Consider the following 14,064-nt stretch of genomic DNA (forward strand, 5'->3'; position numbering starts at 1 on the left):
ATCCTCCCTGTTCGTTCAGGCGGAGCCTCGCCGCGGCCGCCGATCTAGTTTGTCGTCACCGGGCGCGAGCGCATCCTGGCGACGGTCTCGCGCTCGGCCCGCTTGCACAGCATCGGCGGCAGGCCGCGGTCCATCAGATCCATGTCGTCCAGCACCATGTCGCCCATCCGCTTGAACGCAACATCGAGCGCGCCGGCGCGATGGGCCGAGCAGAGGAAGCCGTCGAGGGTGCGCACCGGGTGATCCGGCGCTAGGGGCTCCTCGGGGAAGACGTCGCTGGCGGCCTGGATATGCTTGGAGCGCACCGCCGCCATCAGGGCGTCGAAATCGACGACGTCGGCGCGGCTGAGCAGGACGAAGGACGCGCCCGCGCGCATGGCCGCAAACTGGGCGGCGCCGATGAAGGCTTGGTTCTCCGAAGTGACCGCGGCGACGGTGAAGACCGTGTCGCTCTCGGCCATGACTTCCTCCAGCGTGGCGGGGACGACGCCATGGCCGCGCAGGATCGCATCGGGAACCCAGGGGTCGAAGACCCGGATGGTGACGCCGAACCCCGTCAGCAGCCGGTGCAGCGCCCGGCCGAGATCGCCGAAGCCGATCAGGCCGATTTCCGATCCGCCGATCAGCCGCGCGCCCTGATTGCCGTCGCCGCCCCAGGCTTCGCGGCCCTCGCGGAAGGCGCGCGCCGCGGTGCTGACGCCGCGGGCGAGATCGAGTGCCATGGCGAGGCCCAGTTCAGCGACCGGCTGGGCAAAGACGGCGCCCGTCGTCACCACGTGAATGCCGCGCTCGAACAGCGTCGGATAGGGCATGTTGTCGATGAGGTTGCTCTCGACATTGAAGATGCAGCGCAGCGATTGCAGCCGCTCCAAAGTGGCCGCGTCGATCGGAGGCTGGCCGATGATGTAGCGGGCGGCCGCCAAAACCGGATCGGGCAGGGCGGCCAGACCGCCCGGTTCGCATTCCACGACCTGATAGCTGTCGAAGAGCTGCCGGCGCCGCGCATCCGTCAGGATGAGGGCGAGCGAGCGCGGATGCGGTACGCTGATCACCAGCGGCCGGTCGTCGTCAGTTGCGGATGGGCCAGCCGCTCGGCTCACGCGACGTTCTCCATGTTCGAATGCGAGTGCGGCGGTCTGGCCGATCCGCGGATCACCAGCCGCGATGCCAGCCGCCTGTCCGAGGGGCGACGGCTCGGATCGACCAGAAGCTCCTGCATCATGTCGGCGGCCGCGTCGATCATCGCGGCGACCGGCTGATGGACCGTCGTCAGGTCGTAGGCCGCATGGGCCGCGACGCCGATGTCGTCGAAGCCGACGACCGCCAGATCGCCGGGAATCTGCAGGCCGAACTCGCTGCGCGCCACGTCGATCACCGCCAGCGCCATGACGTCGTTGGCGGCGAAGATCGCGTCTGGCCGCTCGGCTCCCGACAGCAGCCGCCGGCTGGCGGCAAGGCCGTCGGCATAATTGAAATTGCCCGTCTCCTCGGCAAGCAGCGCGATGCCGCGGGCCGCGAGCCGGTCCCTGAAACCACGCCGCCGCTCGCCGCTGGTCGCCGCCCAGGGCAGCCCGGAAAGGAAGGCGGGGCGCCGGCAACCGGCATCCAGAAGCAGGTCGGCGACGGCCGCCGAGATCTCGACATTGTCGACCGTGACCGCGCCCACCGGCACCTCGTCGGCGTGGTCGGAAATGCCCTCGATATCGGAGTTGAACACGACGACCAGCGGGATATCGAATTCGGTGTAACGGGCGGCGGACTGGGGCGAGATGTCGTTGGACAGGAAGAAACAGCCATCGACGCGGTATTCCAGCATGGACGGCATGGCGATCTGCAGATCGCTCTCCGCGTCGCCGGAAAAGATCAGCGTCTTCAGGCCGTCGTCCTGAAGGCGCCGCGCCAGTCGCTCGAGCGCGACGGCGATGAAGGGATTGTCGAGCCGGCCGGTGACGATACCGATGATTCCGGAATGCCGGCTAACCATCGCCCGAACAAGCGCGTTGCGGTGATAGCCGAGCTCCTTGGCGGCGGCGAGCACCTTGCTGCGCGTCTCGTCCGACACGCTGGCGCCCTCGGTGAGAGTGCGCGACACCGCCGAACGCGACACGCCGGCCAGTTCCGCAACGTCGAGCGCGGTCACGCGGCGGCGGGACGGGCGCGAGGGTCGCTTGGCTGCCGTCATGCCGTCTCGAGCGCCCCCGTGATCAGGCCGGTCGCCTCTTCGGGAGAGCTCGCGGAGATGGGCTTGTCGGCGACCTTGCGGCCGCGGCGCAGGACCACCAGGCGCTCGGCGACCGCGAAGACGTCGGGCATGCGGTGGCTGATCAGGACGACGGTGACGCCGCTGTCGCGCAGCCGTTTGATGAGGTCCAGCACCTGCGCGACCTGACGCACGCTGATGGCCGCGGTCGGCTCGTCCATCAGGACGATCTTCGATTCCGCCAGCCGGGTCCGGGCGATGGCGACAGCCTGGCGCTGGCCGCCGGACATCATCCGCACCTTGTCGCCGGGGCGGGTCTCGGACTGGAGTTCGGCGAAGAGCTCGGTCGCGCGGCGCGACATGGCGCGGTAGTCGAGCACCTGAAAGGGGCCGATGCGGCGCTTGAGTTCACGCCCCAGGAAGACGTTGTCAGCCGCCGTCAGGTTGTCGCAGAGCGCCAGGTCCTGATGCACCACCTCGATGCCATGATTGCGCGCGTCGGCACTGTCGGCAAAGCGCACCGGCCGTCCCTCCAGCGCGATCTCGCCCTCGGACGGCTGGAAATTGCCGGCGATGATGCGCACCAGCGTCGACTTGCCGGCGCCGTTGTCGCCCATCAGACCGACGACCTCGCCATGGCCGAGCGTCAGATCGATGTCGTCGATCGCATGGATCGCGCCGAAGCGCTTGGAGACATTGCGCAGTTCGAACAGCGGTCCGGTCATTCGGCAAGCCTCCGCGTGGCGGCGAACTGGTCCAGGGCCACGGCGGCCACGAGAATCACGCCGATCAGGATCTGCTGGATGAAGGAGGAGACGTTGAGCAGCACCAGACCATTGGTGAGGACGCCGATCAGCAGCGCGCCGACGACGGTGCCGAAGATGCTGCCGACGCCGCCGAAGAGGCTGGTGCCGCCAATCACGACCGAGGCGATGACGGTCAGTTCCAGGCTCAACCCCGCAACCGCCTCTGCCGAGTTCAGGCGGGCCGAGAGCAGGAAGGCGGCGAGGCCGCAGAAGAAGCCACTGATGACATAGACCAGCATCACGATCCGGCGGATTGGCACGCCATTCAGCGCGGCGGCTCGGGCATTGCCGCCGGTGGCGTAGACGTGCTTGCCGAAGGCGGTGTAGCGCAGCACCAGATGGGCGGCGAGCGCCGCGAGGACGAAGATGATCACCGGGATCGGCACCATCGAGATGCGTCCCTGGCCCCACCAGGCGTAATCGGCGGTGAAGCCGGAGATCGGCCCGCCCCCGGAAAACAGCAACGCCGCGCCGCGAAAGGCCGTGAGCCCGCCCAGCGTGACCACGAAGGGCGGCACCTTGAGGCGGGTGATCGCTAGCCCCTGGAGCGCACCGCCCGCCATGCCGACGGCGAGCGCGGCGAGGACGGCGAAGATCACCGGGTTGCCGGGAGCGTCGCCGGCGGCGATGGCGAAGCGGTCGTCCAGCCCACCCTTGGCGACATAGGCGCCGACGAGGCCAGCCAGCGCCAGGAGCGAGCCGACCGACAGGTCGATCCCGGCGGTCAGGATGACGAAGGTCATGCCGATGGCGATCAGCCCGGCGATGGAGACCTGCCGCAGGACGTTGAAGATGTTGAGCGGGTGCAGGAAACGCGGCTCGAGAATGGCGAAGATCGCGACGAGCAGCAGCAGGAACAGCGGGGCGGCATAGCGGGCCAGGAACTGGATCGCATCGAAGGGATGCGCTCGCGAGTGCGGCACCGCAGACGGGGGCGTAGGGGTCATGGTCTCATCCGAAGACAGGGACAGGAAAGAGCCGGCGGCGACGCCGGCTCTTCTGGCAGCGCGGTAACGCCCGGCGCTACTGGATCTCGCCGAGACGCTCGGCCTTTTCGAGATTGTCCTTGGTGATCGCGATCGGGTTCAAGAGAACCAGCGGCTCGGGTGCCTTGCCGTCGCGCAGATGCGCGATCATCGCCTCCAGCGCCGTTACGCTCTGGCCGCCCGGAAACTGCTCGATGGTCGCGGCAAGGCCGCCGTCGCGCACCGAGGCGAGGGCCTCGGGCAGGGCGTCAAACCCGATGATCGGGATGTCGAGGCCGCGCTCCTGCGCCACCTGCAACGCGCCGAGCGCCATGTCGTCATTGGCGGCAACGATGACATCGGGCGGGGTGGCGAGGCCGCCGAGGATCGCCTCGGTGACCGACGCGCCTTCCTCCCGGGCGAAATTCGCCGTCTGCTCGGCGACGAACTCGTAATTGTCCTTGCCGTCGAGGACGTTGTGCAGGCCCTTGTTGCGATCGATCGCCGGGCTCGCGCCGGGCTGGCCCTGCAGATTGACGACGCGGGCGCCGTCCGGGAACAGTTCCATGATGAGGTTGCCTTGGGCCTCCCCGCCGACGACGTTGTCGGCGCCGACATGCGACAGGATGCCCTCGACACCGTCGACGCGGCGGTCGATCGTGATCACCGGAATGTCGGCATCGACGGCCTGCTTGAGGGCCGGGGCCATCGCGACCGCGTCGATCGGGCTGATGATGATGCCGTCGACGCCCTGGATGATCGCCGCTTCGACGTCACCGGTCTGCTTGGTCGTCTGATTCTGGCCGTCGGTGGCGATGAGGCTGATGCCGCCGACCTCCTCGGCCTTCTTGGTCAGCGCGTCCTGCATGTGGACGAAGAACGGGAACTCCAGCGCCGGCATGGAGGTCGCCAGTGTGACGTCCTGGGCGTGCCCCGGCACCATGGCGCCCAGCAGCGACGCGGCGACAACGCCCGGCGCCAGCAATTTCGAAAACGGCTTCATTCCATCCTCCCGAGATCCGGTGCGTTCGCGGCCTCCCAGCGTCGAACGCCCGTATTTTTCGTTGCGGAATCAATTAGAAGCGCCAACCGCCCCAAGTAAAACCGCCCTTTGCACACGTGTGCAACGATGCTACGCTAGCTTCGGTGCTGCGATCGGTCAATGGCCGGGCTGCGGCCGGCGGATTTCAACTTGGCGCCGCATGTATAGGCATGTTGCGGTGCAAAATCCGACAGTAAAGGGTTGATCTGCGTCGCCTTCGAGTGACACTCAAGGCGAGGGGCGGCGGCATGCGAGCCGCGAAGACCCGGGACGAACTGACGGCGGGAGGGGCGAATATGGGGGAAACAGGGTCGGTTGTAGCCGCGGAGGATCCGCGCTTTGCGGAATTCTTCCCGCCCGACGCGAAGCTGGAGCGCATCGCGGAGGGGTTCATCTGGGCCGAGGGGCCAGTCTGGTTCGACGAGATCGGCGAATTGCGCTTCTCCGACATTCCCAACAACCGCATCATGGCCTGGACGCAGGAGGGCGGCCTGCGCGTCTTCCGCCAGCCGGCGCAGAGCACCAACGGTCATACCCGCGACCGCGACGGGGCAATGATCTCCTGCGAGCATACCGGGCGCTGCGTCAGCCGGACCCGGATGGACGGCACCTACGAGGTGCTGGCGACACATTGGCAGGGCAAGCGGCTGAACTCGCCCAACGACGTTGTGGTCAAATCCGACGGCTCGATCTGGTTCACCGATCCGCCCTACGGGATCATCTCGGACCATGAGGGCATTCGCGCCGAAAGTGAGATCGGTTCGAACAACGTCTACCGGATCGATCCCGACACCGGTGTGGTCGAGCTCGTCGCCGACGATTTCGACCGGCCCAACGGCCTGGCCTTCTCGGTCGACGAATCCGTTCTCTACGTCGCCGATTCGGGCCGCGCCCGCGGCCACGGCTTCGGCACCGACGACAGCCGGCCGCATCACGTTCGCGCACTGACCGTGGTCGATGGCCGGCGGCTGGGGACGAGCCAGGTCGTCTGCGAGGTCGACCGGGTGCCCGACGGCCTGCGGGTCGATACGGAGGATCTCCTCTGGGTCTCGGCGGCCGACGGCGTCCATTGCTTCACGCCGGCCGGCGAACGGCTCGGCCGCGTGCGGGTACCGGAGGTCGTGGCCAATCTCACTTTTGGCGGGCCGGACCGCTCGCGGCTCTTCATCTGCGGGACGAGTTCGATCTACGCCATCGACACCACGCGCTGCGGGGCGCAGTGGCCGTGATCGTTGGCGTCCGCAACCTCGTCGCAAGCATCCGGCGCCGGAACGGGGCCGCTCACCAGAAGGACCAATGCGCATGCTGAAGGGGATCGACCCGCTCCTGAACGCCGAATTGCTGGGCGTCCTTGCCGCGATGGGACATGGCGACGAGATCGTCATCACCGACGCGAACTTTCCGTCCGAATCGGTGGCGCGCGACACGGTGCACGGGACCGCGCTGCGCATGGACTGCTCGGCCCCGCGCGCGGTCGAGGCGATCCTGTCGCTGCTGCCGGTCGACGATTTCGAGCCCGACGCCGTACGCTTCATGAATGTCGTGGGCGATCCCCAGGCCCGGCCGGAGGTGATCCAGGAGGGCGAGGCGCTGTTTCGGGCCGAAGGCGCGGACCTGACCGGCGTCGACCGGTTCGATTTCTACGATCAGGCGCGCGAGGCCTATGCGATCGTACAGACGGCCGAGCGGCGTTTCTACGGCAACTTCATCATCCGCAAGGGCGTCATCCCGCCGGGTTCCGGCAGCTGAGGCGCGCGATGTCGGAGCGGATCGACGCCCATTGCCATTTCTGGGAGCTGTCGCGGGGCGACTATCACTGGCTGCAGGACAATGACGATCCGGCGCTGGCGCCGATCCGGCGCAATTTCGGTCCCGCCGATCTGCGCCCGCTTTCGGCAGCGGCCGGGATCGGGCAGGTGGTCCTGGTGCAGGCGGCCGAAAGCGACGCCGAGACCGATTTCATGGTGGCGCTTGCCCGGCAGAACGCGGACATCGCCGGTGTCGTCGGCTGGGTCGATCTGGCCTCGGCCGGGGCTGCGGACCGGATCGCGGCGCTTGCAGTGGAGCCGGCGCTGACATCGCTGCGGCCGATGCTGCAGGACATTGCCGATCCCGACTGGCTGCTGGTGGCGCCGACGCCCGCGGCACTCGCCGCCCTGGAGCGCTCAGGCCTGCGCTTCGACGCACTGGTGTTGCCGGTGCATCTGTCGCGGCTCGCGACTTTCTGCGCCGCCCATCCCGATCTGGCGGTCATCATCGACCACGCCGCCAAGCCGGCGCTCGGCGCGCCGGCGGACGATCCGCGCCATGCCCTGTGGGCCGAGGGGATGGCCCGGCTGGCCAGCGAGACGGACTGCGCCTGCAAGCTGTCCGGCCTCCTGACCGAAATGCGGCCTGACCAGCGCGACACGCCGGAAGCGGCTCTGGCCGTCCTGCAACCGGTGTTCGAGCGGCTGTTGGACTGGTTCGGGGTGGATCGCCTGGTCTGGGGCTCGGACTGGCCGGTGCTGACCCTTGCGGCGTCCCACGCCCGCTGGGTCGAGATCACAGACGCCTTGCTTGGCCCTCTGTCGGCGAGCGAGCGCGCCGCGATCCTCGGCGGCAATGCCCGCCGGTTCTATGGGCTAGCCGACTCGAATAACTGACCGATCTCGGCAGGGACGCCCGGCGCCGGGAACCGTTTTCGCACCCTCAGATGCCGAGGATGTGTTCTCCGGCGCGAACTGTCCTTCGCCCGCTGATCAGCAACGACGCGAAATTCAACGCGACAGTACAACGTGAACGCGCTCCTCTTCCGTTGCGAAACGTGCCAGCTTGACCAGCGTGCAATGCAGCATCGAGGCCGTTCCATGATCTCGCACGGTGTTCCTTCGCATTTCAGAACCGCGGAGATCTGCGTGGCGGGCACAGGGCCCGTCGGTCTCGCCGTCGCATTGCAGTGCGCGACGGCCGGTCTCAGGGTTCTCGTTCTGGAGTCCGGCACGGAGCGGGTGAGCCGCGAGCATCAGCGTCTTTCGACCTTTACCAGCGACGACGACATCATCCATGCGCCAGCGCACCTGACAGTGCGACGGATCCTCGGTGGCACCTCGACCATGTGGGGCGGGCGCTGCGTCGAGTATGACGATATCGATTTCGCCAGGCGCGGCCATGTCGCGGGATCGGGCTGGCCGATCGCCCATGGCACACTGCAACCCTATTACGACACGGCGCGCCGTTTCCTCAGCAGCGACTTCGACGCCATCGCTCCGTCTCCCGGTGAGAGCGGCTTCCAGACCAATTCGCTGGAAAGCTGGACCCGCGACAGGAACACGGCGCACTACCACCGCGAGACACTGAAATTGTCGCCCAACATCCTCGTGTGCACCGACAGCACATTGGTCGACGTGCGAATGCGCGACGGCGGCAACGCCGTCGAAGCGTTCGTCATCCGGTCGCGCGGGCAGGAAACCGTCGTGCGGGCCGGCTGCTTCGTGCTCGCCTGCGGGGGGCGCGAGAACGCCCGGCTGCTTCTCAACCTGCAGAGCCGCTTCCCAGCAATGTTCGGCGGGGACGGCGGCCCACTCGGGCGCCGGTACATGGGCCACCTGGCCGGAGAGATCGCATGTATCGAGTTCGCGGATTCACAACTCGCCGAAGCGTTCTTCTTTCGCCAAGCCGGCCGGCAGACCTTCATCCGTCACCGGTTTCGCCCGACCGACGAGACCCAGCGTCGGCATGATCTCCTCAACATCGCTTTCTGGCCGAAGAGCCCGCCGCCGGAGGATGCGTCCCACAGCGACGGCGTCGCCTCGGCACTGCACATGATGAGCCGGCTTCGCATGCGCGCCCGCCACAGGCCGGGACGTCAGATCGATCCGACCGTCGCCAGCGCGCACCTGTCCAACATCCTTCGCAAACCGGGTCCCGCGATGATCGGTGCGGCGCGCTATGCCTGCCGGCAGTTGATCCCGCAGAGCCGGTACCCGCATTATTTCCTCAGGACCCCCGACGACATCTACCTTCTCCATTATCATTCCGAACATGCGCCGAACGACGCCAGCCGGATCACCCTGTCGTCGAACAAGGACGATTTCGGGGTGAACCGGCTGTCGGTGAGTTTTCGCTATGGCGACCAGGATTTTCAGTCCGTCGTACGCGCGCACGAATTGCTGGACGAGTGGCTGAGGGCTCGTGGCTACGGTCGGCTGCGATATCTCGACGAAAGCGAGCGTCGCGTGGACGGCATCAAGCGCGGTGCCCGCGACGGCTATCACCAGATCGGCCTGACCCGCATGTCGGACCAGCCGAGGGATGGCGTCGTCGATACGGACTGCACCGCCCACGGGATCGCCAATCTCTCCGTCGCCGGGAGTTCCGTCTTCCCGACATCCGGCCAGGCCAATCCGACCCTCGCCGCCGTCGCGCTCGCCCAGCGACTGGGCGATCACCTGACCGCAATGCTTGCCACGCGCGGCTCGTCCATCATCCGGGCTTCGCGCGAACTGCCGCGAGGTTCTGCATCCAGGTAGGTGCCCGCGCCCTTCCGGAGACAGACAGAGTCTCTGCTGCCCGCCCCACCATGCCGGCGTGTCGGTTACCGGAATGCTCAGCGCATTGAACTTGACCACGGGCAGGCGCGTCATGCTCGGTCCGAGGCGATCGGCGAAGAGGGTCGCCTGCAGGTGCACATTGCTATTGCGGATCTGCGGGTCGTTGGCCGTCTTCCACTTGACCATCTGCTGCTGGACCAGGCTGGCGATCCGCGTTTCGGATCCGGCGTCCAGCGTCTCCCGCAAGAGATAGAGCGGCAGGAACACCGAATGCGAGCCGGCCGACATCGCCGGATCGGCGAGCAGTTCCTAGCCGAAGCCCAGCGCGCCCTCGAGCGGGGTTACCTTCGCCGCCGGGTGACGGTGCCGAGACTGCCGGCCGGCTGGGCCAGAAGCGCGTCGAGGAGGTGGGTCCGGGTGGCGTCAAGCAGCGTCGCGGCCCCCGCGCCGATGGTGATGTCGGCATTCGCGGTGATCAGCGGGACCACCGAGTTGGGGAATTGCGCGATCTCCGAGATGTAGACGAAGACCTCGTTGGTGGTCTTGTGCATCGAACGCGGCGCCAGCTCGAAATTGCGCCAGACCCAGGCCTTGGTGTTGGCGCTCTGGAAATCGCCGCCCCATGCGCCTTGCGCTCCACAGCAACGATGCAGGTGAGCTTGCAGGCGTCTTTTTTCCGCACGGGAGAAAGGCAGGGAATGCGGCAGGGAACGCATTCAGCAAAACCAGAACAGATATATGATTCAATGATTTATATAAATACGTGGCGGATGGGGTGGGATTCGAACCCACGGTACGGTCTCCCGCACGCCGGTTTTCAAGACCGGTGCCTTCAACCGCTCGGCCACCCATCCGTGCATTGATTTCACAAGCTTATTCGGCTTCTGCGATCGGCCGAGGAGGGCCTTTGCTACCGAATTGCTGCTGAACGGCTTCACCCGCAAGGCTTTACCGCCTGCCGGATCGCCAGGTCAACCTGTACAGCCGTGTCCGACTGCACGCCAGTCGCGCAGACACGCAATCGGCGAGAACGATGCCGTAAGCGATCCATGATTCCCGTAAAACATTCGAGGAATCTCACGAGAGATCCGAGCACGACAAGGCCCGCATCGTCGAGAAGCCGAAGCACAATGGACGGACGTAGCGGGGACATTCGGAGGAGATCCGAAACCGATTGCGCTGACGGAGCAGCATTGTCGCAACCGTTTCATTACGCTACCATCGCGAACGCGCAACGCGGGCGCGCAGCTTCAGTTCTGAAGAATGTAGAAGGACCATCATATGCTTTACCGTCTCTCAGGTTTCGTCGCTGCGGGCATCATGTTGTTTGGTGCCTCAGCCTGCACCACGCAGGGAGGAAGCGCCGGATCGGCGTCCGGGAGCGCAACTGCTGTCGCGCAATCGAATGAGCGGGTTCAGCTCAGTCGTTCGGAGGTTGTTTCGATGTACACTGGCAAGACCCTGCGCGGATCTGGGCACTATCAGACCTACAAGGCCGATGGGACCTGGACAGGGAACAATGGGAACAGCGGACGCTGGTCGGTCGCCCCTGATGGAACGCTGATCCTGATGGGCGATGTCAATCTGAAGCTCGCCGTGTTCCGGGAAGGCGACCGCTTCTATCACCGCAACACCCAGACGGGTGAGGGCGGCTACTACCGTATCGGTTGATCGATCTTTCCAAGCGGTAGCCACGCATCTGTGCCACTACATCCACCCGGCCACCTTCATGGGCGGCCGGGCCTTGTTGCAGTTTGACATTCCGTGGTCAGCAAAGAAAATTTGATACTTAACCATTTATAAACTCTGGCGTATCCATTTCAAAAAACCTGTGCATATTCCACGACGCGGAACGACACCGTGGAACGTGCAGGAGTACAGCATGCCGGTCGAAGTAGACGTCAAAGATACCTCCCCTGAAATGGCGAAATTTCTTTCGGAAGCTCTTTCGGGAGATTACGGTGAACGGAACGAAAAGTTGGCAACCGGATCCAGCGTATCGCCGGCTCCTGCACAGGGCGCGGTGGATCCGACTGTACGCCTGCCTCGCCGCATCGATGGCGGCTTTGCCGGGCTTGGTCACGATCTGGACAAGCATGGCAGAGAATGCCGCCATGCAGTGCGCCTGATGGAACAGCTTCGCCCGCCGCTCGAAGCCGCCGAAGCCGAGAGGATTCGCCTCCAGCAGTCGCTGACGCGGATACTGCCGGAGATCGATGAGAATGGCCGCACCCTTTCCGGCATGATCGAGAACGCGCGCAAGGGCGACGTGAATGGCGATCTGGCTGCAAAGTTCAGCAAGAGCGCGGCCAAGCTGGACGAACTCGAAAGTCTTGCCGAGGCGCTCAACGCGAACCTGATGGCCGTCCGGTCCGCCTGGGAACAGTATGCTCGCGCGGCAATTCAGGCGCAGCGCCTGCGGGATACGTACAAGTCCCATCGAGCCGGTGCGGTATCCGATCGTACATCCGTGGAGGCAAACGGCTGACGCGAGATAAGAACTGCCGCCCGCACGTTGTTTCGCTGCCGGACAAGGCCGCACAGAACCTGCAAGGCGCGGCTTGAGCTCGTGGACGCCGTTGGATGTAGCGCAACTCGTCGAAGGCTCCACGGAGCCCCGGTGTTTCGGCATCGGGGCTCGCAGATTCATGCGTTCGCCAGTGAGACTGGGCGCCACCGCCACGATCGACAGGCCCTGACGTGCCAACCCGGTCGATTTTGGCGGGTGGCCCGGTCTTCTTCCATTCAGCGACGATCGATCCGATTGCGCAGGTGCTGCAACACTTACGTCTCAAGGCTTCAGGCTACACGCCCATGTGCACCGTCGCAGATCGGTCCTGAATCGGGATCGGATCGAAGGAAGGGCACAGTGTGGAGCCTCGTTCGGGTTGAAGAGGGCGATGTAACAATTCGTGAACAGGCCGGGTCGCATGGGGATCGGCAGTTCAACCGTGGCGGCAATGTGGCGCCCGCCTCGGGTTGGCAGGTTCGCGCGGCTGTGGGCATGCTGGCGGATCGTGCCGTGTTCGCGTGCCAGAGCCTGTTCGGACTCAAAGCCTTATTCGGTGGCGCGGCAGGGGTCCCGCCACGTTTGGAAGGCATGGCCGCGCGCAGTCGGCGGGTCGGGAAGAGCCTTTCGGCTGCGCGCTGCCATCGGCCAAGTCAAGTCCTGAAAAGGCCGGCGGATCCGGTGTGTGGCGGCCGCTGGTTTGCCCGGCGGGTTCAGTCTTTGGTAAGCTCCAGCCTGCATGGGGGCGCAGGTGCCGGAAGTGCCGCTCGCGGATCTTCCGGATGTGTATTGAGTGATGGAAGGGGCGCAGCATGGGCATTGCCGCTGCGAGACTGAAACGACACGGGCTGATGACCGGCCTGATCGTTTCGTCCGGAATGTTTCTGGCCGGCTGCACGGGGGCGCAGTCCCCGGTCGAGGAACTGGCCGACATCAGCACCACCGTGAAATTCGACTCCCGGACCTTCGGCGTTCCGGCCAGTCCGCGCATCACCACTGCCAAGCGCGTGCCCAAGGGCGGCGGCCGCTCGCAGGTCGGCAAGCCATACAAGGTGCGCGGCAAGTGGTACTATCCCAAGGACGATCCGGGCTATTCGAAGTCCGGCACGGCGTCGTGGTACGGCCCGAACTTCCACGGCCGCCTGACCGCGAATGGCGAAGTCTACGACATGCACGGCCTGTCGGCGGCCCACAAGACGTTCCCGCTGCCGTCCTATGCGATGGTCACCAATCTCGAGAATGGCAGCCGCGTCATGGTGCGGGTCAACGACCGCGGACCCTTCGCCCATGGCCGCGAGATCGACCTTTCGGCCGTGGCGGCGAAGCTGCTCGACTTCCAGCATGCCGGCACCGCCGAGGTGCAGGTCGACTATATCGGCCGGGCGCCGCTGGAAGGCGACGACACGCAGATGCTGATGGCGAGCTACGTGCCGGCCCAGGGCGCCGATCCGTATGGCGACACCGTCATGGTGGCCTCGGCCGACGATCGGCCGATCCCGCAGCGCGGCGTTCAGCCGAACGCCATCGCCTATGGCGAGGCCCGCGAACTGCCGGGTGTGCGTCCGGACGCGGCCCGGGCGGGCGAGGGCAGGGGCGCTGGATCGGGTAAAGGCTTCGATCTGCGCCGGTTGCTGCCGCTGGACGGGATTGCCGCTTTCGCCAGCTCCTATGCACCGGCGCAGAGCGCTGGCGGTGCAGGTGATGCACTGTCGGCGGCGATCGCCGCGGAGCCGGAGCGGATCGCCGTCGGCACGATCGCTGGCGACCTGGCCGAGCGGGTGCGCAGCGTCGCATTCGGTCATGGCGAACTGGTCGAGGACGCAGTCCCGGGCAAGAATGGCCGCGTCGCGACGCTGGTCGTCGCCCCCGGTGCCGACACCGATGCCGTGCTGCGTCGGCTCTGGCAGGTCGGCGCGGAAGACGCCTTCGTCATTCGCGACTGATCGGTTGCGCGACCGGCCCGGCAGGCGGTGCCATGCCGGCCCTGCCGGCTCGTTAAGGTTCTGCGCG

13 protein-coding genes and 1 tRNA gene are annotated in these 14,064 nt (G+C 66.1%); 7 read left to right on the forward strand and 7 right to left on the reverse strand.

Annotation, left to right across the window (positions count from 1 at the left end; all coding sequences use genetic code 11):
- Nucleotides 1-44 precede the first annotated feature (44 nt).
- From SI859A1_RS09845 to SI859A1_RS09865, 5 genes are all read right to left on the reverse strand, one after another.
- Complete coding sequence (locus tag SI859A1_RS09845; RefSeq protein ID WP_009209633.1) at nucleotides 45-1,100, reverse strand: hydroxyacid dehydrogenase; 1,056 nt, start codon at nucleotides 1,098-1,100, stop codon at nucleotides 45-47.
- Nucleotides 1,097-2,182, reverse strand: a complete 1,086-nt coding sequence (locus SI859A1_RS09850) for a LacI family DNA-binding transcriptional regulator (RefSeq protein WP_040325657.1) — start codon at nucleotides 2,180-2,182, stop codon at nucleotides 1,097-1,099. Before SI859A1_RS09850 ends, SI859A1_RS09845 begins: the two co-directional genes overlap by 4 nt.
- Nucleotides 2,179-2,925 (reverse strand): ATP-binding cassette domain-containing protein, encoded by a 747-nt coding sequence (locus tag SI859A1_RS09855; RefSeq protein WP_009209635.1) that lies wholly within the window; start codon nucleotides 2,923-2,925, stop codon nucleotides 2,179-2,181. The genes SI859A1_RS09850 and SI859A1_RS09855 overlap by 4 nt, the downstream gene beginning before the upstream one ends.
- A complete protein-coding gene (locus tag SI859A1_RS09860) occupies nucleotides 2,922-3,953 on the reverse strand; it encodes an ABC transporter permease (protein WP_081451363.1) in 1,032 nt (343 codons plus the stop codon). Before SI859A1_RS09860 ends, SI859A1_RS09855 begins: the two co-directional genes overlap by 4 nt.
- A 76-nt stretch (nucleotides 3,954-4,029) precedes the next feature.
- A complete protein-coding gene (locus tag SI859A1_RS09865; protein ID WP_148233800.1) occupies nucleotides 4,030-4,974 on the reverse strand; it encodes a substrate-binding domain-containing protein in 945 nt (314 codons plus the stop codon).
- 335 nt (nucleotides 4,975-5,309) lie between these two features.
- Between SI859A1_RS09865 and SI859A1_RS09870 the strand changes: the two genes are divergently transcribed.
- The 4 genes from SI859A1_RS09870 (at nucleotide 5,310) to SI859A1_RS09885 (ending at nucleotide 9,524) form a co-directional block, all read left to right on the forward strand.
- Nucleotides 5,310-6,242: an SMP-30/gluconolactonase/LRE family protein gene (locus SI859A1_RS09870; RefSeq protein WP_009209638.1), complete on the forward strand. Its 933-nt coding sequence runs from the start codon at nucleotides 5,310-5,312 to the stop codon at nucleotides 6,240-6,242.
- Nucleotides 6,243-6,315: 73 nt separating this feature from the next.
- Nucleotides 6,316-6,762, forward strand: a complete 447-nt coding sequence (locus SI859A1_RS09875; protein ID WP_040326445.1) for an RbsD/FucU family protein — start codon at nucleotides 6,316-6,318, stop codon at nucleotides 6,760-6,762.
- Between the two features lie 8 nt (nucleotides 6,763-6,770).
- Nucleotides 6,771-7,658, forward strand: coding sequence for an amidohydrolase family protein (locus SI859A1_RS09880; protein WP_009209640.1), 888 nt, complete (start codon nucleotides 6,771-6,773; stop codon nucleotides 7,656-7,658).
- A gap of 252 nt (nucleotides 7,659-7,910) precedes the next feature.
- Nucleotides 7,911-9,524 carry a GMC oxidoreductase gene (locus SI859A1_RS09885; protein ID WP_161600118.1) on the forward strand — a complete coding sequence of 538 codons (1,614 nt, stop codon included), beginning with the start codon at nucleotides 7,911-7,913 and terminating at the stop codon, nucleotides 9,522-9,524.
- A 362-nt stretch (nucleotides 9,525-9,886) separates the two neighbouring features.
- Here the strand turns inward: SI859A1_RS09885 and SI859A1_RS21765 are convergent, their stop codons facing one another.
- Both SI859A1_RS21765 and SI859A1_RS09895 read right to left on the reverse strand, forming a co-directional pair.
- Nucleotides 9,887-10,261, reverse strand: a complete 375-nt coding sequence (locus SI859A1_RS21765) for a hypothetical protein (protein WP_040325658.1) — start codon at nucleotides 10,259-10,261, stop codon at nucleotides 9,887-9,889.
- 48 nt (nucleotides 10,262-10,309) lie between these two features.
- Nucleotides 10,310-10,399, reverse strand: a tRNA-Ser gene (locus SI859A1_RS09895).
- A gap of 427 nt (nucleotides 10,400-10,826) precedes the next feature.
- Between SI859A1_RS09895 and SI859A1_RS21460 the strand changes: the two genes are divergently transcribed.
- The 3 genes from SI859A1_RS21460 to SI859A1_RS22290 all read left to right on the forward strand — a co-directional run bounded on the left by SI859A1_RS21460 (nucleotide 10,827) and on the right by SI859A1_RS22290 (nucleotide 13,997).
- Nucleotides 10,827-11,216: a DUF995 domain-containing protein gene (locus SI859A1_RS21460; protein WP_148233802.1), complete on the forward strand. Its 390-nt coding sequence runs from the start codon at nucleotides 10,827-10,829 to the stop codon at nucleotides 11,214-11,216.
- Nucleotides 11,217-11,427: 211 nt separating this feature from the next.
- Nucleotides 11,428-12,033, forward strand: coding sequence for a hypothetical protein (locus tag SI859A1_RS20895; RefSeq protein ID WP_148233803.1), 606 nt, complete (start codon nucleotides 11,428-11,430; stop codon nucleotides 12,031-12,033).
- An 872-nt stretch (nucleotides 12,034-12,905) separates the two neighbouring features.
- Complete coding sequence (locus SI859A1_RS22290) at nucleotides 12,906-13,997, forward strand: septal ring lytic transglycosylase RlpA family protein (RefSeq protein WP_009209646.1); 1,092 nt, start codon at nucleotides 12,906-12,908, stop codon at nucleotides 13,995-13,997.
- Nucleotides 13,998-14,064: the final 67 nt, after the last annotated feature.

The sequence above is a fragment of the Aurantimonas manganoxydans SI85-9A1 genome (assembly GCF_000153465.1).
GTDB lineage: Bacteria > Pseudomonadota > Alphaproteobacteria > Rhizobiales > Rhizobiaceae > Aurantimonas > Aurantimonas manganoxydans.

What these genes read in the sequence shown, in the direction of transcription:
- SI859A1_RS09850 (WP_040325657.1), bottom strand. Translation starts at nt 2,182, where the DNA reads ATGACGGCAGCCAAGCGACCCTCGCGCCCGTCCCGCCGCCGCGTGACC.
- SI859A1_RS09855 (WP_009209635.1), bottom strand. Translation starts at nt 2,925, where the DNA reads ATGACCGGACCGCTGTTCGAACTGCGCAATGTCTCCAAGCGCTTCGGC.
- SI859A1_RS09860 (WP_081451363.1), bottom strand. Translation starts at nt 3,953, where the DNA reads ATGACCCCTACGCCCCCGTCTGCGGTGCCGCACTCGCGAGCGCATCCC.
- SI859A1_RS09865 (WP_148233800.1), bottom strand. Translation starts at nt 4,974, where the DNA reads ATGAAGCCGTTTTCGAAATTGCTGGCGCCGGGCGTTGTCGCCGCGTCG.
- SI859A1_RS09870 (WP_009209638.1), top strand. Translation starts at nt 5,310, where the DNA reads ATGGGGGAAACAGGGTCGGTTGTAGCCGCGGAGGATCCGCGCTTTGCG.
- SI859A1_RS09875 (WP_040326445.1), top strand. Translation starts at nt 6,316, where the DNA reads ATGCTGAAGGGGATCGACCCGCTCCTGAACGCCGAATTGCTGGGCGTC.
- SI859A1_RS09880 (WP_009209640.1), top strand. Translation starts at nt 6,771, where the DNA reads ATGTCGGAGCGGATCGACGCCCATTGCCATTTCTGGGAGCTGTCGCGG.
- SI859A1_RS21765 (WP_040325658.1), bottom strand. Translation starts at nt 10,261, where the DNA reads ATGCGTTCCCTGCCGCATTCCCTGCCTTTCTCCCGTGCGGAAAAAAGA.
- SI859A1_RS21460 (WP_148233802.1), top strand. Translation starts at nt 10,827, where the DNA reads ATGCTTTACCGTCTCTCAGGTTTCGTCGCTGCGGGCATCATGTTGTTT.
- SI859A1_RS20895 (WP_148233803.1), top strand. Translation starts at nt 11,428, where the DNA reads ATGCCGGTCGAAGTAGACGTCAAAGATACCTCCCCTGAAATGGCGAAA.
- SI859A1_RS22290 (WP_009209646.1), top strand. Translation starts at nt 12,906, where the DNA reads ATGACCGGCCTGATCGTTTCGTCCGGAATGTTTCTGGCCGGCTGCACG.